Source organism: Streptomyces sp. SDr-06, from assembly GCF_003324565.1.
Taxonomy (GTDB): Bacteria; Actinomycetota; Actinomycetes; order Streptomycetales; family Streptomycetaceae; genus Streptomyces.
On the sequence record NZ_QOLA01000016.1, the window covers coordinates 121,112 to 144,999 of the forward strand.

General features: G+C 70.5%; 20 protein-coding genes. 14 read left to right on the forward strand and 6 right to left on the reverse strand.

All coding sequences use genetic code 11. The annotated features are described in order from the left end of the window. Positions 1 to 390: 390 nt before the first annotated feature. Complete coding sequence (locus tag DT019_RS27540; RefSeq protein WP_114039623.1) at positions 391 to 1,062, reverse strand: TetR/AcrR family transcriptional regulator; 672 nt, start codon at positions 1,060 to 1,062, stop codon at positions 391 to 393. Positions 1,063 to 1,459: 397 nt separating this feature from the next. Further along, positions 1,460 to 3,376: an acyl-CoA dehydrogenase gene (locus DT019_RS27545; protein WP_223279791.1), complete on the reverse strand. Its 1,917-nt coding sequence runs from the start codon at positions 3,374 to 3,376 to the stop codon at positions 1,460 to 1,462. Between the two features lie 404 nt (positions 3,377 to 3,780). Here DT019_RS27545 and DT019_RS27550 point away from each other — a divergent pair, with 404 nt between their 5' ends. The 4 genes from DT019_RS27550 to DT019_RS27565 all read left to right on the forward strand — a co-directional run bounded on the left by DT019_RS27550 (position 3,781) and on the right by DT019_RS27565 (position 7,998). Continuing rightward, positions 3,781 to 4,467, forward strand: coding sequence for a ScbR family autoregulator-binding transcription factor (locus DT019_RS27550; protein ID WP_114039624.1), 687 nt, complete (start codon positions 3,781 to 3,783; stop codon positions 4,465 to 4,467). A 108-nt stretch (positions 4,468 to 4,575) separates the two neighbouring features. Then, on the forward strand, positions 4,576 to 5,805 hold the full coding sequence (locus DT019_RS27555) for a cytochrome P450 family protein (protein WP_114039625.1): 1,230 nt from the start codon (positions 4,576 to 4,578) through the stop codon (positions 5,803 to 5,805). A gap of 307 nt (positions 5,806 to 6,112) precedes the next feature. Further along, the gene (locus DT019_RS27560; RefSeq protein ID WP_114039626.1) at positions 6,113 to 6,739 is read left to right on the forward strand and encodes a ScbR family autoregulator-binding transcription factor; all 627 of its coding nucleotides are present in this window, start codon (positions 6,113 to 6,115) and stop codon (positions 6,737 to 6,739) included. 401 nt (positions 6,740 to 7,140) lie between these two features. Then, positions 7,141 to 7,998, forward strand: coding sequence for an AfsR/SARP family transcriptional regulator (locus DT019_RS27565; RefSeq protein ID WP_114039627.1), 858 nt, complete (start codon positions 7,141 to 7,143; stop codon positions 7,996 to 7,998). Between the two features lie 132 nt (positions 7,999 to 8,130). Here the strand turns inward: DT019_RS27565 and DT019_RS27570 are convergent, their stop codons facing one another. Then, complete coding sequence (locus DT019_RS27570; protein ID WP_114039628.1) at positions 8,131 to 9,054, reverse strand: AfsR/SARP family transcriptional regulator; 924 nt, start codon at positions 9,052 to 9,054, stop codon at positions 8,131 to 8,133. Beyond that, a complete protein-coding gene (locus tag DT019_RS27575) occupies positions 9,051 to 9,806 on the reverse strand; it encodes a thioesterase II family protein (RefSeq protein WP_114039629.1) in 756 nt (251 codons plus the stop codon). The genes DT019_RS27570 and DT019_RS27575 overlap by 4 nt, the downstream gene beginning before the upstream one ends. Before the next feature lie 311 nt (positions 9,807 to 10,117). Here DT019_RS27575 and DT019_RS27580 point away from each other — a divergent pair, with 311 nt between their 5' ends. Beyond that, on the forward strand, positions 10,118 to 10,939 hold the full coding sequence (locus tag DT019_RS27580) for an AfsR/SARP family transcriptional regulator (protein ID WP_114039630.1): 822 nt from the start codon (positions 10,118 to 10,120) through the stop codon (positions 10,937 to 10,939). 14 nt (positions 10,940 to 10,953) lie between these two features. Here DT019_RS27580 and DT019_RS27585 read toward each other — a convergent pair whose 3' ends face one another. After that, positions 10,954 to 11,940: an aromatase/cyclase gene (locus DT019_RS27585; protein WP_114039631.1), complete on the reverse strand. Its 987-nt coding sequence runs from the start codon at positions 11,938 to 11,940 to the stop codon at positions 10,954 to 10,956. 313 nt (positions 11,941 to 12,253) lie between these two features. Between DT019_RS27585 and DT019_RS27590 the strand changes: the two genes are divergently transcribed. The 8 genes from DT019_RS27590 to ddaH all read left to right on the forward strand — a co-directional run bounded on the left by DT019_RS27590 (position 12,254) and on the right by ddaH (position 21,463). Beyond that, positions 12,254 to 12,715: a nuclear transport factor 2 family protein gene (locus tag DT019_RS27590; protein WP_114039632.1), complete on the forward strand. Its 462-nt coding sequence runs from the start codon at positions 12,254 to 12,256 to the stop codon at positions 12,713 to 12,715. Between the two features lie 119 nt (positions 12,716 to 12,834). Then, entirely contained in the window at positions 12,835 to 14,892 is a 2,058-nt protein-coding gene (locus tag DT019_RS27595) for a condensation domain-containing protein (protein WP_114039633.1), read from the forward strand. Positions 14,893 to 14,971: 79 nt separating this feature from the next. Further along, entirely contained in the window at positions 14,972 to 15,271 is a 300-nt protein-coding gene (locus tag DT019_RS27600) for a hypothetical protein (protein ID WP_114039634.1), read from the forward strand. 596 nt (positions 15,272 to 15,867) lie between these two features. Beyond that, on the forward strand, positions 15,868 to 16,710 hold the full coding sequence (locus DT019_RS27605) for an AfsR/SARP family transcriptional regulator (RefSeq protein WP_114039635.1): 843 nt from the start codon (positions 15,868 to 15,870) through the stop codon (positions 16,708 to 16,710). A gap of 184 nt (positions 16,711 to 16,894) precedes the next feature. After that, the gene (locus DT019_RS27610; RefSeq protein WP_114039636.1) at positions 16,895 to 17,638 is read left to right on the forward strand and encodes an acyl carrier protein; all 744 of its coding nucleotides are present in this window, start codon (positions 16,895 to 16,897) and stop codon (positions 17,636 to 17,638) included. Positions 17,639 to 17,656: 18 nt separating this feature from the next. Beyond that, the gene (locus DT019_RS27615) at positions 17,657 to 19,588 is read left to right on the forward strand and encodes a polyketide synthase (RefSeq protein WP_189389979.1); all 1,932 of its coding nucleotides are present in this window, start codon (positions 17,657 to 17,659) and stop codon (positions 19,586 to 19,588) included. Between the two features lie 4 nt (positions 19,589 to 19,592). After that, positions 19,593 to 20,441, forward strand: coding sequence for a 4'-phosphopantetheinyl transferase family protein (locus DT019_RS27620; RefSeq protein WP_114039638.1), 849 nt, complete (start codon positions 19,593 to 19,595; stop codon positions 20,439 to 20,441). Positions 20,442 to 20,617: 176 nt separating this feature from the next. Beyond that, complete coding sequence (gene ddaH, locus DT019_RS27625; protein WP_114039639.1) at positions 20,618 to 21,463, forward strand: dimethylargininase; 846 nt, start codon at positions 20,618 to 20,620, stop codon at positions 21,461 to 21,463. 75 nt (positions 21,464 to 21,538) lie between these two features. Here ddaH and DT019_RS27630 read toward each other — a convergent pair whose 3' ends face one another. Next, a complete protein-coding gene (locus tag DT019_RS27630) occupies positions 21,539 to 22,885 on the reverse strand; it encodes a lysine N(6)-hydroxylase/L-ornithine N(5)-oxygenase family protein (protein ID WP_114039640.1) in 1,347 nt (448 codons plus the stop codon). 298 nt (positions 22,886 to 23,183) lie between these two features. On the opposite strand from DT019_RS27630, the gene DT019_RS27635 reads away from it, so the two are divergent. Next, positions 23,184 to 23,828: an FMN-binding negative transcriptional regulator gene (locus tag DT019_RS27635; RefSeq protein ID WP_114039641.1), complete on the forward strand. Its 645-nt coding sequence runs from the start codon at positions 23,184 to 23,186 to the stop codon at positions 23,826 to 23,828. The last annotated feature ends 60 nt before the right edge of the window (positions 23,829 to 23,888 follow it).

The following is a 23,888-nucleotide window of genomic DNA, read 5'->3' on the forward strand; positions in this document are numbered from 1 at the left end:
GGCTTCGGCTGTGCTCGTCGCCGTCTCAGGGAAGCGTTCGCCGGCAGTGGCCGGGGCGCGTCCTGTCGGGGGCCGTCGTGGGCGGCGAACCCTGTGGTGACGCGTGCGGGCGTCGTCCCTCGGTGTTGTGCATGCCTTTTCCCCCGGGGCGTGCGAAGTGTTCTCCGCGGCCTGCCGGCACGCAGAGGCTGGCTGTGCGGCGTCGGGTACCCGCTCCCTCGTGGCCGCCGATCACCCGTGGCACACCGTCCCGAGTAAAATAAAGGCTGACCGGTCTGTTTGTCGAGTGACGGGGGCGTTCTCCTGGGACATATCAGGGAGAGATCGCCCGTCGACAGCGGACGAGGGCCGCGACGGACCCGGCCGTCGGGGGTGAACAGCGGCCTCAGGTCATGACGAACCCTCACCAACCGCTTCGGACACGGCGGTTGAGGGAGAAGGCGCGTCGGCGCCCGGCGGCCGGGCGGGCTCCTCCGGGATGCCCACGCCCGACAGGGCCAGACGCCAGACGCTCTCGAGCTGGGCGACCCCGCTCCCCGCGGCCACCGCGGCCCCCGGGCGGCCGCGCAGGAACGCCTCGGCTCCCGCCGTCAGGTACTCGACCAGCGTCATGACCTCCGCGGGCCGGGCCCCTCCCCGCAACTGCCCGCTGCTGTACGCCTGGTCGAGCAGCTGCTTGACGACCGGGAGCCAGATGTCCGACCAGCCACCGGTGCCCGGCCGCTCCCTCGTCAGCCGCACCGCGCAGCGCACGGGCGTCTGCTCCTCCAGGAGGCGGGTCAGTTCCAGCGTCAGCTCCACGACCTTCCCGAGCGCGGACCCGGGCCGGGCCGAGACCTCCAGCAGCGCCGCCTGCGTCAGCGCGCGGCCCTCCTCCATCACGGCGTCGGCCAGTTCTCCCTTGGTCGGGAAGTGGAAGGTGAGAGCGCCGAGCGAAATGCCCGCGGTCCTGCACACCTTGGCGAGCGACGTCCCCTCGTACCCCTCCAGGTCGAAGTGCGCGGCCGCGGCCTCCACGAGGACGGCCCGCGTCCGCGCCGCCCGGCCCTGCTGCTTCGTCATGCTCACTCCGAGGTGGGATCGCTGGTGATGGGGAGGGGTCGCGACGGTCCCGCGCGACACGCGAGTTCCGTCCTGCGGTACCCGTCCAGTATCGACACGACACCGTCCGGCCGCGCATGAGTTGGCACATGCCGCTGGCCACGGCCCGCAAGAACGGCCGTCGGGCGGGCGACCGGCTGCCCGTGCAGCGGATCGCCCGCCGAACGACGGCGAGAGGGTTGCGGACGTGCTCGCCCCGACCCGGCTGGGGAAGCCCGTACGGCCGTACAACAGGCCTTTGGGCAGGGCGGCTTGAAGCGAGCGCCGGTGCCGTGGGCGCCGAGGCCGGCGGTCACCGGGCCATGTATGCATACGCCAGGGTAAACCGCCGGGACGGTTTGAACAGAAGAAGAGGTGATCAGACGGGGAGCGGGGCCGAACCGGCGGCCGCGGTCTCGAGGCACTGATCGATGGAGCCGCCGCTGGCGATGGGCACGGAGGCCAGCATCTCGGCCGGGACGTCGAAGGCGTCGACGAGGGTCATCATGTGCGGGGCGAGCTCGGCGATGACGGCGTTGACCGTCCGGGGCAGTTCGCGCACCTGGTCGCAGGTCATGTGGCCATCGGCCAGCAGGTCGCCGGTGTACTCGCTGATCTGCCCGAGGAGGAACAGCCGGCACAGGCACTTCAGCAGGTCTCGGGCCGAGGGGTCCGTCGCCTGGGCGGTGGCGGCGATGAAGGCGTCGGCGGCCTGGAGCCGGGCGTGGACGGAGACCATCTCCAGGGCGGCGGGGGAGGTCTCGTTCCACCGGGCCAGCGGGTCGCCGGAGGGGCCCTCCCGCAGCGCGACGCGCGCCCGGTCCTGCCACAGGGCCTCCACCTCGGCGAGCAGACCGCGCAAGAAGTGCAGATCCGTCATGTCCCGTTCGGCAGCCGGGAGTTGTTCGGCGCCCCGGCGGTCGACCTCATGGCCCAGCACCATCTCGGCGGCCGCCTTGACCCAGATGACGAGGTTGTCGCCCTCGGCCGTGATCCCGCCCTCGATGTTCAGGGGCAGGTCGGCCAGGCCGTTGGCGGGGAAGAGCCCCTGGGCTCCGCACCGCTCCCGGCACTCGATCGTGATGCCGCGGGCCTGCCAGGTGATCCAGCCCTTGGCGATGGCCACCAGACGCTCGACCTCGGCCCGGTCCTCGTCGGTGTGCTCAGCCCAGCGGGCCACCGTGGTGCGGTGCAGGAAGGTCATGGCGTACGCCATCGCCAGCTTGTTCAGCAGGCGGCCGTGATGGCTGCGGTGCGCGGCCAGCGCCACCTTCTCGCCGGGCTTGGTCCCGGCGATGAACCGGTTGTGGGCGTAGCGCACCGCGATGGCGAGCGCGGTGCGGGACATCCCCAGTGTGCCGGCGCTCATGCAGAGCTTGCCCATGGTGATGCGGCTGATGGAGCGGAGCAGGCGTCTGCGGCGATTGCCGAGGTTGCTGCTGAACTCCCCCTGGGGGTCGAGCCGTCCGTGCGCGGCCTCCAGGAGGGCCTCGCGCGGCAGCCAGACGTGGTCGAACGCGGTGAGGCTGTGGTCGACGGGGGTGCCGGTCCGCTGCGGCAGCGGCTGCACCTTCACTCCTGGCAGGTGCCCGTTCTCGTCGCTCAGCGGGGTCAGGAAGAGGAAGACCCCGTGGTCGCGGCCGTCGATCATCAGCCGGGCCGCCACCACGGCGCTCTTGGGACCGCCGATGATGCTCGTGTTCGGCATGAACTTGCGGGCGCCGGGCGTGGGGGTGTCCAGGACGAATCCGTTGGTCGTGCGGTCGAGCACCGCCGTCGTCTCCATCGAGGCCACGTCGTTGCCGTGTTCGAGCTCCGTGCACAGGAAGGTGCCGGTGCGCTGCATCGAGGTGAAGGCGGAGAGGTCGCGGCCGTGGACGTCGTGGTCGAGGAGGCTGCCGAGGAAGAGGTTGTAGTGGATGCTGGCGACCGTGCACAGACCGCCGTCCACGGGCCCGGTCCACTCGTGCAGACTGGCCAGCCGGTAGGGGTCGTTGGCCAGTTCCGCGGCGTCGCCCACGGCCTCGTTCACCAGCCGCAGCCGCTCGTAGGACAGGGCCACGCGCTCGTTGGGCGTCAGCCCGGGCTGGTAGGTGAAGTTTCGGCCACTTATGAGGGTGCGCCAGTTCTCGTGGATGCGGTCCCGGTCCTGCCTGTCGAAGAGCAGGTGCCCGAGTTCGCCGGCCGCCATGGCGGAGGGTCCGAACGCAGAGCGGCCGTGCGGACCGTTGCTATCAACGGTCTCCTCCATCTCTGCCGCGATGAAGGTGTCCTTCTGGAACGTCAGCAAGGTCATGGACCTCTCCCCGTTGATGAGGGACCCGGATAGATGGGATCTCAGCCACGAAGATACGTACCAACCGGTTTTGTTTACAACCCCTTTCGGGCAACAGGCCGGTGATGCTCAAGTGGTTTGAGAGCGTCTCTGAACCATACCGGAATGAAGCATTCCGGACATGATGCGCCGATTCTGGGCAATCGCGGGCAGCGGAACGCGCGGCGGACCTCCGGGTGCGGCAGCTTGAGAAACCAGCATCCTGGTTTTATTCTGTGAGACGCGCCCAAGGGTGCAGGCGAAACGGGACCCTAGCGTTGGTATGGGATCCTTCGACACCCCCTCGTCGTGCACAGCTGTCGATGCTAGAATACGAACCCTTTGGTTTATTTCTTGTCCGTCGGGGGCTGGCATGGAGGTGGGTTGTGGCGCAGCAGGAACGAGCCATCCGTACGCGGAAGAAGATTCTCGTAGCGGCGGCAGAGGTGTTCGACGAGGTCGGCTTTGAGGCGGCGACCATCGCCGACATCCTGAAGAAGTCCGGGATGACCAAGGGAGCGCTCTACTTCCACTTCACGTCGAAGGACGAGCTGGCCCAGGCGGTCCTGTCGGAGCAGGTCGTCGCCCTGCCGGTGGTCCCGGAACGGGAGTTGAAGCTCCAGCAGTCCCTCGACGAGGCGCTGCTCCTCACGCACCTGCTCGGGCGGGACTCCGGCGATCCGATCATCCAGGGCAGCATCCGCCTCACCGTGGACCAGGGATCGCCCAAGGACGGCCTGGACCGGCGGGTGCCGATGGCGGCGTGGATCGACCACAACACCCAGCTCTTCCAGGCGGCCAAGGAGAACGGCGAGATCATCCCGGACACGGACGTGCCCCGGGTCGCGAAGTTCATGGTCGGTTCCTTCACCGGCATCCAGGTGCTGTCGAGGATCATGACCGACCGCACGGACATGGCGCAGCGGGTCGTCGACCTGTACCGCCTCGTGATGCCGTCCATCGCGGTGCCCGCCGTCCTCGTCCGGCTGGACTTCTCGGCGAGCCGGGGACAAGAGATCTACGAGACGGCGCTGAGGGAACGGCAGGACACGGAGCTCGAGTTGGCCGGCTGAGCCGACCGGATCGCTCACCAGCACGCCGGGAGTCGGCCGTGCCCTCTGCGCGCAGGGTCTTGGAACGTGAACACGTGAAAACACAGCACTCACCGAGCGGAGACACGAATGAAGCAAGCTGTCTGCCCTTACGCGCTGGATGTCACGGGAAGCGACCTCGCCGGTGAGGCCGCGACACTGCGCGGACAGGGGCCGGCCGTCGAGGTGCTGCTCCCCGGCGGGGTGACGGCCTGGGCCGTCACCCGGCACCGCTATGCCAAGCAACTCCTGCTCGACCCGCGGGTGTCCAAGGACGCCCGTCAGCACTGGCCCGCCTTCATCGAGGGGCACATCACGCAGGAGTGGCCGCTCTACCCCTGGGTCGCGAACGAGAACATGCTGTTCGCCTACGGGGAGAGCCACGCGCGGCTGCGCCGTCTGGTGTCCGGGGCCTTCACCATGCGCCGCACCGAGGCGCTCCGCGGCCGGGTCGAGGAGGCCACGGCCCGGCTTCTGGACGCCCTGGAGGACGTGCCGGCGGGGGAGACCATCGACCTGCGCGAAGCGTTCGCCAAGCTGCTGCCGATGCAGGTCATCTGCGAGCTCTTCGGCGTGGCCGAGGAGCTCAGACAACCCCTGTGCTCCACCCTCGAGGTCGTCTTCGACACCGTGGTGTCGGCCGAGGAGATGGCCGCCGCGCAGGTGCGGGCCTTCTCGATGCTGGCCGAACTGGTGGCGGAGAAGCGGGTCAATCCGGGCGACGACCTCACCTCCGCACTGATCGAGGCACGGGACAACGGCGACGCGCTGACCGAGGACGAACTCCTGGGCACCCTCTACCTGATGATCGCCGCCGGCCAGGAGACCACCTCCGCCGTCATCACCAACGCCGTCGGCGCGCTGTGCGTCCGCCCCGAGCAGCTGGAGCACGTACGGGCGGGCCTCGCGGACTGGTCGGACGTCATGAACGAGACCCTGCGCACCCACAGCCCCACGGCGTTCTCGCCGCTGCGGTTCGCGGTGGACGACATCGACCTGGACGGCGTCACCATCAAGAAGGGGGACGCGATCGTCATCTCCTTCGCCGCCGCGGTCGAGGACCCCGAGCAACACGGCGAGGACCTCAAGGAGTTCGACGTGCTGCGCCACCGCGGGGAGGACCTCGCCTTCGGGCACGGCGTGCACCGCTGCCTCGGCGCCCCGATGGCCCGTCTGGAGACCACCGTCGCGCTGCAGGGGCTCTTCGAGCGGTACCCGGACCTCGCCCTGGCCGTGCCGCTGGAGAGCATCGCCCCGATGCCGTCCTTCATAGTCAACGGCTACGGATCCCTGCCCGTGGTACTCCGGCCCGCCGGCTGACCTCCCCGCCACCGCGCGGTCCGGTACCCGGCCGCACAGAGCTCCGCAGCCCTCTGGGCGGCGGAGCTCTTCGTTGTGCGGCACATCCGGCTCGAACGGAGGTCGAGACCTTTACTCAATGTTGAAAACCGCCATCGCGGTTTGTTATGGTTCTCCAGCAGGGGGCGCCCGGTGAGACGGTCGGGAAGCCATACTGCGTGTGCTCAAATGATGACAAAGACATCCCCGACGAGAGAGCGCGCTCAGGCGGTTTCACCGGCGAAATTCACCCCCGATGCCCGTCCCTCTGCACCACCGGAGCCCTCTGATGGCCAAACAGGATCGCGCGGTACGTACGCGCACCGCCCTGATCGAATCCGCTGCCGCGCTGTTCGACCGCGAAGGCTACGAACTGGCCTCGCTGTCCACGATCAGCGCACGGGCGGGGGTGAGCAGCGGCGCGCTGCACTTCCACTTCACCAGCAAGGCGGCTCTGGCGGACGCGGTCGGCCAGGCGGCCGCGCAGCGGCTGCAGGGCATCACCCAGCAGCGGGCCGACGATGCCCTGCAGACCCTGATCGACGTCACCCACGCCCTCGTCCAGGCCCTCGACCACGACGTGGTCCTGCGTGCCGGATTCGGCCTGAGCGACAGCATCGAGCACGTGCGCGTGGGCGCCGGCCTGCGCGGCAAATGGCAGGGATGGGTGGAGGATTCCCTGGCGCGGGCCGACCGGGAGGGCGCCCTGGCGCCGGAGAACACCGCGCAGGACGCCGCCACGGCCGTGGTCGCGGTCACCGCGGGCCTCGAGACCCTCGGCCGGCAGGACGAGTGGTGGCTCTCGCACGCCCCGCTCACCCGCTTCTGGCAGCTGATCCTCCCGAGGCTCGCCGCACCCTCCCGCCTGGACGCACTGATGGCGTCGGGAACCAAGGGCGCGGTGCCCTGGGGATAGGACACCGTGTGTGTCGAGACGTCGAAGGCCCCGCCGGACCGTGCCGGTGGGGCCTTCGACGTTCACGTCCCTGGGTGGCGCGCCAACGCGCGTCGGCGGATCCGGATTCCCAAGGTCCGAAAGATGATCCATAAACAGACTGCATAGGCCGTTTCATTCGGATCTCAAGAGGGCGTTGATCCGCCAAGGATCGACGACGGTTTGCTCCCCGGGCCCCATCTGGCCTGCCAGAACGGTCATTTGGTCGTGGTTCCGGCCCGGGATGGGCTTCAGGCGCACTCAAGGGGTGGTGGGGGGTCTGTGGAAACAGCGTGTACGGTCTGGTATTGACAAACCGTACTGCTGGTTTTTTACTGGGTGAACGCTCGATACAGGCCACACACGATCAGGGGGATGACGGCGTGGATATTGATGTTCTGGGTCCGTTGGGTGTGAGGGTGAATGGTGTTGCGGTGATGCCTTCGGCGCCGAAGCCTCGGAAGGTTTTGGCGTTGTTGGCGTTGCATGTGGATCGGGTGGTGCCGGTTGGGTTGTTGGTTGAGGAGTTGTGGGGTGAGCGTCCGCCGCGGTCGGCGCGGACGACGTTGCAGACGTATGTGCTGCAGTTGCGTGAGCTGATCGGTGCGGCCCTGGAGTCAGGGGCGAAATCCGGTGTGGAGCCGGTGGCGGGTGTGTCGGCGAAGGATGTGCTGGTGACTGCTCCGGGGGGTTATGTGTTGCGGGGCGGTGGTGGTTCGAGTGATGTGCGTGAGTTTGATCGGCTTGCGGGCATGGGGTATCGGGCCATGGATGCGGAGGATTTCGCGGGGGCTGCGCGGTGGTTGCGTGAGGCGCTCGGGTTGTGGAGTGGTTCGGCGTTGGCGGATGTGCGGGTGGGTGCGCAGTTGGAGGTGGAGGTGTGCCGGCTGGAGGAGTCGCGGTTGTGTGCGCTGTATCAGCGGATCGAGGCTGATCTCCGGCTGGGGCGTCACCGGGAGTTGCTGGGTGAGCTGACGGTGCTGGTGAGCCGGTATCGCACGCATGAGGCCCTGCACGGTCAGTTCATGCTGGCGCTGTACCGGTCGGGGCGGCGCACCGAGGCCCTCGCGGTGTATCAGCGCCTGCGCCAGGCCCTCGTACGCGACCTGGGACTCGAACCCTCGGCCCAACTGCGCCGACTGCAACAGACCATGCTCCAGGCCGGCGAACCCACCCCCCACACCGCCCGGCCCGAAGCCGTCGGCGGTGCCTCACGGGAGCGACTCGTACGGGCTGGTTGAGAGCCGCCCTGCGACCGAGGCGGTCCCACCGGCTGCGCCCCTCCCCCTTCCGAAGCCTGACGGCGGCTTCGGAAGGGGGAGGGGCGTTTTGCTGTGCGGATGGGGTTCGGGGACCGCACACCGGTCGTGGCGCTACCGGGCCTCGTGCTCTTGCTGGATCCTGCGGAGCAGATCCTCCTGGTCCCACACCAGCTGTTCGATCCGCGCCTGGAGCTGAGCAATCTCCGAAGGCAGGTCCAGAGCGCGCGGGCGCGCCGCGAGCAGCGTGGGGGAGTGGTTGAGGATCGCCTCCATACGTGAACGCAGGGCCGGGCCCGGTTCGATGCCGAGCGTGGTGACCAGATGGCGGCGCGCACGCTCGTAGACGCCGAGCGCCTCCGCCTGCCGGCCGCCCCGGTACAGGGCCACCATCAGCAGGTCGTAGAACCGCTCGCGCAGCGGATGGTCCGCGGTGAGGCGCTCCAGGGCCGAGGTGATCTCGGCGTCCTTGCCACAGTTGAGGCTCGCCTCGTACAGGGCCTCCAAGGTGGCCAGGCGCTGCTCCTCCAGCCGGTCCGCCTCCGCCGTGCAGATCGGACCCTGGCGGCTGTCCTGGAGAGCCGGCCCCTGCCACAGCGCCAGGGCGTCGCCCAGGAGTCGCATCGCGTACCGGGGATCCTCGGGGACCGCCGCCCTGCCCCGCCCGGACAGTTGGTCGAAGCGCGCCACGTCCGTCGAGGCGTGGCCCAGCGTCAGCAGGTATCCGGTGGGCAGGGTGCTGATCCAGGTGTGGCCAGGCGAGGGCAGCAGCCGGCGCAGCCGGGCGACGTGGGTCTGCAAGGCGTTCGGCGCGTTGGAAGGAGGACGGTCGCCCCACAACTCCTCCACCAGGCGGTCCACGGACAGGAGTTCGCCCGCGTGGATGACCAGGGTGGCGAGCAGGGCCCGCTGCTTGGGGCCGCAGGGCACGATGCCTTCCCCGGTCGTCCCGTCGTGCACGGCCACCGGGCCGAGCAGCCGGAACTCGGTCTTCTCGCCGCGTACCGGGGCGGGCGCGGTGAGGTCGAGGACGGTCACCGCGCCACCGCGGACGGCGCCCGGGCCAGCAGCAGGGCGCAGCGCACGTCGTCCTGGATCCGTTCGGCGACCTCGACGAGGCGGTCCTGGAAGTAGAAGTGGCCGCCCTCGAACAGGTGCAGGCCCATGAAGCGTTGGGAGGCGGCCGCCCAGCCCTCCAGGCGGTGTGGCGGCGCGATGTGGTCCTCTGTGCCGCCGAACACCGAAAGCGGCACCTGCAGCGGCGCGGCGAGCGGCGCCGTGCGCCAGGTCTCGCTGATGCGCAGATCCGAGCGGATGGTCGGAGCGAACAGGTCCCACAGCTCCTGGTGGTCCAGGACCGACGGCGCGGTGCCGCCCATCGCCGTGAGCTCCCGGCGCAGCTCCGCGTCGCTCAGAAGGTGACGGCGCGTGCCGTCCCCGTCGGGGAGCAGCGTGCCGCGGGCCGAGACACCGAGCCACACCGGTGGCGTACGGCCCGCTTCGAGAAGCCTGCGGGTCAGTTCGTACGCGACGGCCCCGCCCAGGCTGTGCCCGAAGAAGGCGAAGCGGCCGGTCAGCCCGTCGTCCAGCTCGTTCAGGAAGTACTCGATCAGCGCGCCCATGTTCTTCACCGGGAGGCGGCCGTCACGCGGGCCGCGGCCCGGCGCGTCGGGCACCCGCACGTCCCAGCCGGCCGGGAAGAAGGACGGCCAGTCGCGGTACATGAGATGCGAACCACCGGAGTGGTGGAACACGAACAGGCGCAGCTCCAGCTCTTCGGCTTTCTGCATGGAGACTCCATCGACGAGACGCTCTGGCGGCCGACCCGGTGACCAGAGGTACCGGAACGGGCGCAGGGAGTTGGCACCCTAACCGCGTCCCGGCCGCCGCGAGCGTTTCCGCGAGTGAGCCTCGAACCGCCCTGCACGCATCCTCAAGTCGGTGCCTCACGGCCTCAACCACCCTTTGTACAGGGCTACTTGAGGACCGGTCCAGCAACGGGTGCGGTGGCCGGGAACAGGTCTAGCGTGCCGAGGAACAAGGCCGCCACTCGATGGGTCACCAGGCACGGCCGCCACTCGATGGGGTACGAGAGGAAACCGTGGAGATTCAGGTTCTGGGGCCGTTGAGCGCCTCCGTCAACGGGGTCTCGATCGTGCCCACCGCGAGCAAGCCGCGTCAGCTCCTTGCCCTGTTCGCGTTCTATCCGGGGCGCATCGTCCCGGTGGCCACGCTCATGGAAGAGCTGTGGGGCGCCGACATGCCGCAGAGCGCCCTGACCACGCTGCAGACGTACGTCCTGCAGCTGCGCCGCCACCTCGGCACCGCCATGGGCCCCGACGGCCCCGGCAACGCCAAGGAGATCCTGGCCACCCGGCACGGGGCGTACGTCCTGCAGATCCCGGCCGAATCCGTCGACCTGCACCGCTACGAGCAGCTCGTCGCGGGCGGGCAGCGGGCTTTCGAGGAGGGCGAGGACGGCCAGGCCGCCGCGCTCCTCAGAGGCGCCCTCGACATGTGGAACGGGCCGCCCCTGGTCGACGTACGGGCCGGGTCGATCCTCTCCATCGAGATCATGCGGCTGAAGGAGTCCCGCCTGGGCACCGTCGAGCGGCGCATCGACGCCGATCTGCGGCTCGGCCGGCACGCCGAACTCATAGCGGAGCTCACGGATCTGATCGCCCGCCACCCGCAGCACGAGGGCCTGCACTCCCAGGCGATGCTCGCCCTCTACCGCTCCGGACGGCAGGCGACCGCGCTCGACGTGTACCGCAGGCTGCGCAAGCGGCTCATCGACGAGCTCGGCGTGGAGCCCTCGCCGCAGCTCCAGCGGCTGCACCAGATGATGCTCACCGTCGACCCCGCGCTCGACGTGGTGGCGGGGGAGCGGCGCGCCTCGACCTTCGACCTGTACGCCGCCTGACCGCACGCCGCCACCTACAGGAGTGGGCCCCCGGCCGGCACGGGCCGCCTCGGCAGCGCGTGCACCGCCGACTCCGCGTGGTGCCGGGCCAGTTCGAGGACCGTCAGCGACATCCGTCCGATGTCCTGCCGCAGAGCGAGCCGGGCCTGTGCGGCACCGGTCGGCAGGCCCCGTAACGCGTTCTCGTCGAGCAGCACCGAGTGCTGGGCGATCACACGCACCCCGTCCTCGTCGGGCACCACCGACCACTCCCCCATGTGCGCGGCGGCCGCCGGCACCGCCGGCATGGTCTGCTTGTGGACGATCCTCCCCGCGTGCGGGAAGCACAGCCGCACCGAACTCGCCGTGCGCACCGCCCCCTCGGGCAGCCGTACGTCGTAGTCCAGGACCTGCACACCGGGGGCGGACTCGGTCAGTTCGAGGCGCGGCACGTGCGCCACCAGGCCAGGCCAGTCGGCCGCCCGGTACAGGAAGTCGTAGACCAGCTCGCCCGGCCCGTTCAACCGCACCGACTCCTCGAAGGACAGCACCAGGTCGTCGAGCGGCAGGTCGCTTTCGGCGATGCGGCGCAGGCTCTCCAGGTCGGCCCGGGCGTTGTCGTCGGTGACCAGACCGACCCAGGTCACGTCGTCCGGATGGTCGCCCACGACCGTGAACTCGTGCCGTACCGTCACCACACTGCGCCCGCCCGCACTTTCCTCGACGGTCCACTCCCCGCCCATTGTCTCGACCGGCGCCTCCTGCCTGAGCTGGAAGAACTCGATGCGCCGCTCGTGCGCGTGCCGCACGCGCGCCGTGAACGACGACCTGATGCCACCCCCCGCGCTCTCCCACGAGCGCAGCCGCTCCCGGGGCCCCTCGAAGTCGAGGCGCTCGACGTGCAGAACGGACGGGCAGTACAGCGGCCTGCGTTCGGCGTCCGCGAGCAGGGCGTAGACCACTCCGGCCGGCGCGGCCACCTCGACCGAGTGCCGCGTACGGTGCACACGCTCACCAAACATCACAGACTCCCTGGGCGGTCGGGACCGAGCGGCTTGCCGTCGGCATGAGTCGGCCCGCCGTGGCAGGCCGTCCACGGGGAAGGTCCGGAGCGGAGAAATCCACCACCGCTGATCGCACCTCCGGTCGTCGGGTCGGGGCTGTCGTGACCCCACGGTGTCCACCTTCGACGCACGCGCTTGAGGAGTATTTGAAGGAGGCTCGATCCGCGCCCGAGAGACTGCCTGTACCGAGTTCGGATCTCCCGGAGTGCGCCGGGGCCCGCTCGGCGTCCCTCACCACCCATAGGCCCGGACGGAAGCGGAGACCGAGATCATGACCGTCGAGTTGGTGGACACCGCCGAACGCACCCGTGAGAGCCAGAAGTTCGCCGCTCTGTACGCCGAGGTGCAGCAGTTCTACGCGCACCAGATGCAGATCCTGGACGCGCACGACTCCGAGCGCTGGGCCGGCACCTTCACCGAGGACGCCGTCTTCGAACTGCCCTCGCTGCCCGAGCCGGTGCGCGCCCGCGTCGGCCTCGCCCGCTACGTACGGGAGGGCGCCGCACGCCAGCGCCGGGCCGGCAACCGCCTCAACCACTGGGTCGGCATGCTCGACGTCCAGCCCCAGCCGGACGGCTCGCTGCGCACCCGCTGCTCGGCCCTGGTGTATGTCACGCCGGCCGGCGGCAGTTCCAAGGTCCTGTACGTATGTGTCATGGAGGACACCCTCGTCCGCACCCGTGGCAAGTGGCGCACCGCGCACCGCCGGGTGACCCGGGACGACCTGGCGTGACCCGGATCGAGCGGAATGTCAGGTCTGTGTCAGAGCTTTGTGGCGTGCTGTCGGCATGCTTGAACAGCGCTTCTTGAAGAAGGGGAGGGGGCTTCGCCGGCGCGTGCCCCGGACTGCCGATGACCACTAGCCGCTTCGCACGTCTGCCGCAGGGCGAGCCGATCACCGTCGTCGTCGAACTCGGTCGCAGCGCACCACCCGTACTGGAGTTGCGCGGCCCGATCGAGACCACCCGCGTCGAGGCCGCGCTCGACAGCATCGCCGCGCGCCACCCCGGCGCACCCGCCTGGACGGCCGACCTCCAGAGCAAGGGGCGCGGGCGGCACACGGTGCGGTTCAAGGACGGACCCCACGGCGAGCCCGCCGAGTTCCCCCTCGGCGCCCTCGCCGACCTGCTCACCCACGGCGGGCGCCGCTCCTTCATCACCCGCCACCTGGCCGCGACGCCTCGCCAGCGCGAGCTGCTGGCGGACGTCGACGCCCATCTCGATCCGGGCCGCCAGGTCGAACAGGCCGCATGGGACTGGCACGGGCCCCTCGACGTGGCCCGGTTCACCGCTGCCTGGCGCTCGGTGTCCGCCCGCGAATCCGTGCTGCGTACCGCCTTCGACGACCAGGACGCACCCGGACTCGTGGTGCACGACCAGGCCGAACCCGAGGTCGTGTGGCTGTCGCGCGGCAGCGTCGAGTGGCACTCCCTCGTCGCCGCCGACCGGCGCCGCGGCCTCGACCCGCGCCGCCCGGCCCCGCTGCGCATCACCCTGCTCGGCGGCGGCCCGGCGAGCCCGTCGGTCCCCCCCGCCCGGGTGCTGCTCACCTACCACCACGCGCTGCTCGACAGCTGGTCCGTGCGGCTCCTGGTCCGCGAGTTCTACCGCGCCTACCTGGCCGACGGGGAACTTCCCGGCGGCGAGCGACGGCCCGACATGACCGACTACGTGTCCTGGCTCGCCACTCAGGACACCACCGCCGCCCAGGACTTCTTCACCGGCGCCGACACCCCGGACGCCGGGCCCGTACCGCCGCTCTTCACCGAGACGGGCAGTCATCCAGAGGGCCGGTCCCGGCTCCGGCTCACCGAGGCGGAGACCGCGCGGCTCACCAACTGGGCCGCGCTCTGGGGCAGTAGCGAGTCCACCGCTCTCCAGGCGGTGTGGGCCCTGCTGCTGTACCGCGCCGGGCGGGCCTCGGGCCCCTCACTGGTGCGCTTCGCCACCACCGCCCGGGGCCGCGGCGTCCTCTTCGAGGGAGTGGAGCGAACCTGCGGCGCCCTGGCCGGTCCGCTGCCGCAGTCCGTGCTCGTCGACCCGGACGCCACGGTGCCCCAGCTGTTGGCCGCCCTGCGCGACCGCTCCCTGGAGCAGGCCGCCTACGAATGGGTGTCGGCCGGGCAGGTCGCCTCCTGGACGCGCCCGCCCGGCCCGCCCGCCGACACCCTGCTCACCTTCGAGGCCCAACCGCGCGGTCTGGCCGAGCTGGAGGCCGAACTGGCCACTTACGGCATCGAGGTGGAGCCGCCCCAGACCCTGGGGGCCCGCACCGCCTTCCCGGTCACACTGATCGTCCACCACGACGGGGTCGGCCGCCTGGTCCTCACCGCCTCCTACAACCAGGCGCGGCTCTCGGAGATCACCGACCTCCTCGCCCATGCCGCGCTGCTGCTGCGTGAACTCCCGCGCGAAGCAGGGCAGTTCACCACCGTCGGCGAGGCCCTCACCCTGCTGTCCGGCATGGGCGAGGGCGCCGCCGTCCTTCCGGTGCGGGCCGAACCCCAGGGGAGCGGCGCCCGGCCCGCCGTGCTGTGCCGCCCGGCCGGCCCGGATGCCGGCACCGTCGGCCTGCTTCAGGCGCCCGGCATCTCGCGGGCCTTCTACGACCAGCTCGCCCAGGCCTACCCGGGGCCCGAGGAACTTCTCCTGCTCGGCTCCGTCCCGGCGGGTGGCCCCCAGGCCGCAGTCGGCGCACAGGCCGTGTACGACGCGCTGGGCCCCCACGTCCGTCCCGGCGGCACCCTGGCCTTCGCCGGGTTCTCGGGAGACGGCGTCGCCGCCTGCGCCATCGCCCGCCTCGCCGCGGCGGACGGCCATCGGCCGCTCGCCGTCGTCCTCGACGCCAGCGCCACCGGACCCGACGACCTGGCCCGCCTGCTCGCGGCGTCCGTGCGGCGGCGCCACTGACCCTCCGCAACGCGCCCCACGCACCGCACGACACCAGGGAAGCACCTGCACCGAGTAGCGAGATGCCGAGGAGGCAGCCATGCAGAACCCCGAACCGAACCCGGCGCCGCGCCTGCGCAAGGACGAGATCGTCTCGCGGGCCTGGGCCGAGGCGCTGGCGATGGCCTGCGGAGACGCGGACCACGCCCACCGCCCGCCGGGCGAGCTGGTGGCCGCGGCGCTGAAGGCGCACCACACGCTGTCGCGCGGGCTCGGACCGAGCGGGCCGGTCGCCGCCGTCGGCTCGGACGGCGGTGTGCGCTGGCTCGCCGCCTTCGTCGCGGAGTACGCCGCCCAGCAGAAGCAGTGGGACGACCCCCGGCACGGCGAGGCGGCCTGAGGTGGTGGACGCCCATCACAGCTGAACTCGACGTTCCGCACGGTGCAAAGGCCCCGGATCGGCCTCCCGATCCGTGTGACCCGTGCACATCCCTCTGTCCGCGCCCGCCCGCGTCGTCCCCGACGCAGGCGGGCGCGTTGACGTTTCCGGGGACGCCCGCCCGCCGGTGACCACCCGCCCGGCATGAGCGGCAACGGCCCCGCCCCCGGGGGCCAGCCGACGCGAACGGGCCAAGACAGACCGCGCTGCCGGTTCTTCGGCCTTTGCGTAAGGGCCTGTCCACACATGCAGACGTTACGGATCGACGTCCCTGGACGCGTCGGCCCATAAACGGGGCAGCCGGTCTGGGATGCCGACGGCGCTGAACGCCCTATTTGGTAGGTAGTGTGTGGTTTTCAACCCCGGCATGTGTCACTTGAGTCTTTCTAGGGGCGCTTGAGATCCGCATGGCATTCTGTAAAAACAGCGAGTATGGTTTGGTATTGACGAACCGACCACCCTGTTTGTGTGACGTGTTCGTCGGAGACCCGGTCTGCCCGCAGCCCTCGGATCGACACCGTCGCTTCGAGGCGCACACACAGTGAGGGGATGACGGCGTGGATATTGATGTTCTGGGTCCGTTGGGTGTGAGGGTGAATGGTGTTGCGGTGATGCCTTCGGCGCCGAAGCCTCGGAAGGTTTTGGCGTTGTTGGCGTTGCATGTGGATCGGGTGGTGCCGGTTGGGTTGTTGGTTGAGGAGTTGTGGGGTGAGCGTCCGCCGCGGTCGGCGCGGACGACGTTGCAGACGTATGTGCTGCAGTTGCGTGAGCTGATCGGTGCGGCCCTGGAGTCAGGGGCGAAATCCGGTGTGGAGCCGGTGGCGGGTGTGTCGGCGAAGGATGTGCTGGTGACTGCTCCGGGGGGTTATGTGTTGCGGGGCGGTGGTGGTTCGAGTGATGTGCGTGAGTTTGATCGGCTTGCGGGCATGGGGTATCGGGCCATGGATGCGGAGGATTTCGCGGGGGCTGCGCGGTGGTTGCGTGAGGCGCTCGGGTTGTGGAGTGGTTCGGCGTTGGCGGATGTGCGGGTGGGTGCGCAGTTGGAGGTGGAGGTGTGCCGGCTGGAGGAGTCGCGGTTGTGTGCGCTGTATCAGCGGATCGAGGCTGATCTCCGGCTGGGGCGTCACCGGGAGTTGCTGGGTGAGCTGACGGTGCTGGTGAGCCGGTATCGCACGCATGAGGCCCTGCACGGTCAGTTCATGCTGGCGCTGTACCGGTCGGGGCGGCGCACCGAGGCCCTCGCGGTGTATCAGCGCCTGCGCCAGGCCCTCGTACGCGACCTGGGACTCGAACCCTCGGCCCAACTGCGCCGGTTGCAACAGACCATGCTCCAGGCCGGCGAACCCACCCCCCACACCGTCCCCAGCAGCCGGGACCCGCGACTGCTCGCCGTCGGCTGACCGGCATGACCAGGCGGCCGGACCCGTGACGAGCACCAGCACCACACCCACCCCTCAACAGGGCGGACCACACGGACAGTTCATCCAGTTCACACGGACCGGCGTGGCCGGGCGGACACCCGCGAGACGCGACGTACCGCCACCTCACCATCGGCCTGCGGAACGGAACCCTTGGAGTCGACTCATGCAAGAAGAAATGCTGTTCTCCCGCACACCGGCCCCCGCCGACCCCGCGCACGACCGGCTGCTGACCGGCCTCGTGGTGGTTCTCGCCGACGTGCTGCGCACCACGCCGGACCGGATCGACCCGGAGGAGACCTTCCGGCTGCTCGGTCTCGACTCCATGCTGTGCGTCCAGTTCGTCGCGGCGCTGAACAGCCACTACGGCACCGACGTCCGGGCCGACGTCATGCTCGACCACCCCACCCCGACGGCGCTGGCGCGCCACCTGTCGCGCACGGTGATCCCGCACGGCGCGCCCGCGGCCGGACGTCCCGCCCGCACCCTGCCGCAGAACACTCAGGCGTCCCCGGTGAACGGCGCCGACATCGCGCCGGTGGCGGAGCTGCTGCGCGAGGAGCTCGCCCGCATCCTGGGCTGCGACCCCTGGGACATCCACACCGACACCCCCTTCACCCTGCTCGGCGTCGACTCCGTCATCGCCTCGGAGTTCGTGGCCGCCGTCAACCGGATCTACGGGCTGCGCGAGCCCGCCGGAACGCTGTACGACCACCCCGACCTCACAGCGCTCGCGGCGCACATCATCGCCTCCGACCCGCCGCACCACGTTCCCGAGGTCATGCCCGCCGCGATGGGCGTGCGCGTGCCCGGCGCCGCGCCGCTCGGCATCGGCGCGTTGCTCGACGCGGTGCGCGCCGGATGGCTGTCCATCGACGACGCGCTCACCCTCCTGTCGCGCAGGGACTGAACGGCGAAACCCATGGACATGCGATCGGATCTCATGGACGAGCGAGAAGTACTCACCCGTTTCAAGGCGGGAAGTCTCGAACGGGGCCAAGCCGTTCGGATCCTCACGACCCTGATGTCCGTCGGTGTCGCCGACTCCGTACCGACCGCCCCCGAACGGACCGCGACCCCGACGGTGGTCACGGCGCCCGAACCGGCACGGACCGAACAGCCCCGCCCGACGCTGCGGCCCGCTCCCGAGCCCATGACGCCCGCCGTCACGGAGCCGCACGAGGCGGACGGCGCCGACGCCGTGCCCGCCACGGACCGGTACGCGATCGTGGGGATCGCCGGACGCTACCCTCTGGCACCCGATCTCCTCGCCCACTGGAAGAACCTGCGCGACGGCCGCGACACCTCCTGCGCCGGCCCCCTGGACCGGCCGAGCGGATCGCCGCTCGAACCCGGACTGCGCGGACACTTCCTTGGCGAAGTGGCCGAATTCGACGCGGAGTTCTTCGGACTCGCCCCCGCCGAAGCGGCCCTGATGGACCCCCAGGCCAGGCTGTTCCAAGAGATCGTCTGGGAGGCCCTGGAGGACGCGGGTTGCACCGGCCCCCGCCTCGACTCCCTCACGGGACCCGACGGCTCCCCGCGTGCGGTCGGCGTGTTCGCCGGCGTCGGCGCCGCCGACTACTCCCTCCTCGCCGCCGAGGGCTGGGCCCGCGGACACCGCGAGATGCCGAACAGCGGCCACCGCGACCTCGCGGTCGGCCTCGCCGCACGACTGCGCCTGAGCGGCCCCGCCCAGGCCGTCGACAGCGCCGGTACCTCCGCCCTCGATGCTGTGCACCTCGCCGTCGGCGCCCTGCGGCGCGGGGAGTGTGCGGCCGCCGTGGCCGGAGGTGTCGAACTGCTGCTGCACCCCTCACGCGGCCGCGACGAGGCCGGGGAAGGAGTCGGCGCCATCGTGCTCAAGCCCCTCGCACGCGCCCTGGCCGACGGCGACCAGGTGCACGCCGTGCTGCGCGCGACCACCATCGGTGGCCCCACCCTCCGCGCGCCCGCCGACGTGGCAGGCCGAGCCGCGGCCGTACGCGAGACCTACGAGACGACCGCGCGGCGCATCGGCGACGCCGGGGGCGCCACCGGGATCGCGGCACTGACCTCCGCGGTGCTCCAGCTGCGTGCCGGAGTGCTCGCACCCACCGGACCCCGGCCCGCGCCCGTGGCCTGGCCGCGGCCGCGCGACGAGCAGGGCCGCGAACTGCCCCGTACCGCCGTCGTGGAGCTGGCCGCGGCCCAAGGGCCCGGCATCACCGGCGTACTGGAAGAATTCCTGCCTCCGGCGCAGAGCGCCGCACGCCCCGAGCGGGACCACAGGGCCGCCGCGCGGGACGAGCTGGTCCTGCTGTCCGCGCCCACCCCGGCCCATCTTGCCGCCCTCGCCGCACGGCTCGGCGACTGGCTGACCCCCGCCGCCTCCGGCGGACGCGGCGAGGGAGTCACCGCGCTGCCCGCGCTCGGCGAGCTGGCCCGTGCCCTGCGCGTGGGCCGCGCCGCACTGCCCTGCCGGCTGGCACTGATCGTCCGGGATCTGCCCCAACTCCGTTCAGCGCTGGGCGAGTTCGCCGCAGACCCGGACGCGGTGCGAGGCGGCCGTGTCCGCAGCGCCGACCTGAGGTCCGGCGCTGCGGACCCCTACGCTCTCGCCGGGGTGCCCGAGACCCGGGACTACCTGGCCGCGCTGTGGCGCGGGAACCGCCTGGAGCAGCTGACCCGGCTGTGGCTGTCCGGGCTGCCCATCGACTGGGCCGCCCTCGAACAGCGCACCGGCGCCGGCGCCATGGTGGTTCCGCTGCCCCCGTCGGTATTCCTGCGCCGCCCGCTGTGGCTGGGCGGCGCGCACGTCACCGGTGCCCCGAACGGGAACACCGGGGAGGTCGGTGCGGCGATGGAGCCCACCGGATGAGCGGATGAGCGCAAACGTGCTACTGGGCGGGTCCGGGTCGGCCGGACCCGGTGAGCCGGGCCGCCCCGCGCCGGTCAAGCTGTGGTTCTGCACCAACGAGGAACTGGCCGCCGAGTTCGCCAAGATCCTGGCCGGCGCCTGGCTTGACGCGCCCGAGCGTGAACTGGCCGAGCGGTTCCTGTTCGAGCAGGACCGCCACCAGTACGTCATCGCGCACGTCCTGGTGCGGCGCGTACTGGCCCTGGAAACGGGTGTGCCCGAGTCGGAGGCCGTGATCTGGCGCTCGACCCGCGGCAGGCCGTTCTTCCGCCGGCCCCCCGAAGGGATGCTGCGCGGCGGCCACAAACTGGACTTCAACCTGTCCCACACCCACGGGCACAACCTGCTCGGCATGGTGCGTGACCACCGCATCGGCGTGGACGTGGAACGGCTCGACCGCGGCGCGCGCGGGCTCAACACCATCGTCGACACCTTCGCGCCGCAGGAACAGCACTGGGTGGCCCAGGCACCGCCCGGCCGCCCCCGCGACCGGCGGGTGCTGCGCCTGTGGACGCTCAAGGAGGCGTACTCCAAGGCCCGCGGCCTCGGACTCGGCCTGCCCTTCGACTCGTTCGCCTTCGAACTCGCCGAGGACAGCGGAGTCCTCGGCTTCCAGCCCCCCGACAACGACACCGAGGGCGCCCAGCGGTGGCGGTTCCTGGAACTGGAACCCGCCCCCGACGTGCTGGCCGCCGTCGCGGTGATCGTCGACGCGGGCGCGCCCGCGGTGCTCCAGCTGCACCACGGCTTCCCCTGGAGCCGGGGCGTGCCCCAGCTCATCGCCCTGCCCGAACCGGCGCGGATCCTCGTGTGAGGACCGCCCGCGCGCTGCCCGAACCGTACGACCGGTCCCGCACGCCCGCCGACCCGGCGAGCGGCCCGACCGGGGCCTGACGACGGCCCGTTCGCGGGCCGGGCGGCCGGCGCCGCCCACCCCGTGGCGCCGCGCCCGCATCCCTCTCCCACGAAGAACCCAAGGAGGAACCCGCCATGGCGAACGGAACCGCACTCGACGCAGCCACCCCCCGGGCGGAGCGCACGGCGGTCGCGCACCGTCTGCTCATGTGCCGCCCGCAGTACTTCGACGTCACGTACAGCATCAACCCGTGGATGAACCCGGAGAAGCCGACGGACGCCGAGGCGGCCCTGCTCCAGTGGGAGCAACTGCGCGAGCTGTACCTCTCGCTGGGGCACACCGTCGAAGTGGTCGAGCCGATCGAGGGCCTGCCCGACATGGTGTTCGCCGCCAACGGCGCCACCGTGGTCGACGGCAAGGTGCTCGGCGCCCGCTTCCGCCACCGCGAGCGGACCGCCGAGGGGCCCGCCTACCTCGACTGGTTCGCCCGCAACGGCTTCCACGACCTGCTGTGGCCGGAGCACATCAACGAGGGCGAGGGCGACTACCTGCGGGTGGGCCGCCGCCTGCTGGCCGGTACCGGCTTTCGCACCGACGCTCGCTCGCACGCCGAGGCCCAGGAGTTCTTCGGCCTGCCCGTCACCGGCCTGACCCTGGTCGACCCGAACTACTATCACCTGGACACCGCGCTCGCGGTGCTCTCGCCCGACGAGGTCATGTACTACCCGGCGGCCTTCAGTCCCGGCAGCCGGGCCGTGCTGCGCGAGCTGTTCCCCGACGCGGTCATCGCCTCGGACCAGGACGCCGCGGTGTTCGGCCTCAACGCCTTCTCCGACGGCCTCAACGTGCTGCTGCCCCAGGCGGCCACAGGGCTCGCCGAACAGCTCAGGGAGCGGGGCTTCAACCCGATCGGAGTGGGCCTGGGCGAGCTGCTCAAGGCGGGCGGCAGCGTCAAGTGCTGCACGCTCGCGCTGTCGTGACCGAGTGCCCGGCATGCGGAGGGCCCCGGTGCTGTCACCACAGCATCGGGGCCCACCCCACGGTGCGGCCGTCGCTCAGGCGGCCGCGGTCGCTTCCTCCACGGGGCGGTCCAGCTCCCGCTCGGCGCGCCCCAGCATGATCGAGTCGGCGATCTCGCCGCTGCGTACCGCGATGTTCGACAGCAGCGCCGACGACAGGCCGTGGCTGTGCTCGGTCCCGCCCTGGAGGTAGACACCGCAGGTCAGATCCGAGGCGGGAACGAGACGGTAGTCGCGCTCGACCCGGTGCCTGCCCGCGGCGTCCCGCTGGAAGTGCCGGTCGAACTCGCCGAGCAGACGAGCCGGGTCCACGCAGTCGTAGCCGGTGGCGAAGACCAGCGCGTCGACGGCAAGCTCCTCCGTCCGGTCGTCGAGCAGCGAGCGCAGCACCACGTGCTTGCGGCCGCCCGCGGACTTGACCTCGGTGACCCGGGTCAGGTTGCGGAAGTGCAGGCGGTGGCTGTCGCGCACCTCCTCGTCGTACGCCCGCTGGTACAGGGAGCGGATGACGTCCGCGTCCACCACCGAGTAGTTGGTGTTGCGGTGATAGCGCCAGAACGCGTCCCGGCCCCGGTCGGTGCCGAAGAAGTACTCGTCGACCGCACTGGGATCGAAGACCTGGTTGGCGAAGGGGGTGTCGTCGGCGACGGAATAGCCGTACGACGGAATGATCGCGGAGACCTGGGCGTGCGGCAGCGAGTCGTAGAGGAACCGGGTGATCTCGGCCGCGCTCTGGCCCGCGCCGACCACCGCGACGCTCTTGAGGTCCTCGGGTGCGTGTGTGTTGAATCTGCCCAGGAACTCCGAGCTGTGCCACACCCGTTCGTCGGCCGTCATGCCTTCCGGCAGCCGCGGTACGAGTCCGGTCGATATGGCCACGTTGCGTGCGGTGACCACCTGGGTCCTGCCGTTGCTTTCGCGTACCTCGACCTCAAGGAGGTCGAGTTCCCCGGAGCCGGTCTCGGCAACGGGCCGGATCGAGGTGACCTCCGCGCCGTAGGTGACCTGATCGTCGAGGCCGGCGGCCGCCCACTCCAGGTACTGGTGGAATTCGTGCCGGGTCGGGAAGAAGTCCTGGTTGTTCACGAACTGCACGAGCCGGTTCGCGGCGTGCAGATACGAGATGAAGCTGAACCGGGACAGCGGATTCCTGAAGGTCACCAGGTCCTTGAGGAAGGAAATCTGCATGGTCGTCGACGGCAGCAGCATGTTCCGGTGCCAGCCGAATGTGGGCTGCCGCTCGAAGAAATGAGACTTGACTGGATGCTCCGGAGCGCTCGCCCCATGCTCCTCCAAGGCGATGGCGAGCGACAGGTTGGACGGGCCGAACCCGATGCCGACCACGTCGTAGATCTCCTGATGGCGCCTGCCCGTTATGCCCATGAATAACTCTCCCGCTTGCGTCTGGAAAACTCGGCCGATGGCCCGAGAGACCGTTCTGCAGTGTCGCTCTCCAGAGTGTCTCAAAATCAACTTGAAGACAGCATGAAGACCTTTCAAGGGTTTCTCAAGGTGGCCGATATCCGAAAGCGTTGTCCCGTCGGCGGGACAGCTGTAGGGTCGGCGATGATTTCCCATATCCGTGTGGTGCGGCCGTTGCTGAGGTATCCGGAGTAACGAGATCAGGTGTGACCCTGGCCATAGCCATGCCCTGAGCCAATTGCTGAAAAGGTGAATCCGGATGTTCGTTCCCAGCTTTTACCGTGAGCCGGAAAACTCATGGATGATCGACCTGATCCGTGGTAATCCCCTGGCGCTCGCGGTGGCCAACGGCAGTGCCGAGGACGGCCCCTTCGCCACGCATCTGCCGGTCATCTTCGACCCGGATACGGCCGACGACTGGTCCGGCGAACTGCCCGGCGTCACGCTGCTCGGCCACATGAACCGGGCCAATCCGCACTGGGCGGCGCTGGAGACGGGCAGCGTCCTGCTGCTGACGTTCACCGGCCCGCACTCCTATGTGTCGCCCACGGTGTACGAGGTGACGCCGGCCGCCCCGACGTGGAACTTCACCGCGGTGCACGTCCGGGGTGTGGTGGAGAAGATCGACTCGTCGGAGGAGACGCTGGCTGTGGTGCAGTCCACGGTGCGCGCGTTCGAGGGGGAGTTCGGCAACGGCTGGGACATGACCGCCTCGCTCGACTACTTCCGCAAGATCCTGCCCGGCGTGGGGGCCTTCCGCCTCAAGGTGACCGGCGCCGAGGGCATGTTCAAGCTCAGCCAGGAGCAGCCCGGCGAGGTGCGCGCCCGCGTCCGCGAGGCGTTCGGGCAGAGCGCCTGCACGTACCAGCGCGAGACCGCCGGACTGATGAACCGGCTGTCCTGACGCTCCCGGGCCCCGCCGCCCAGGCGGCAGGGCCCCCGCATGTCCGGCGCGCGCACCTTC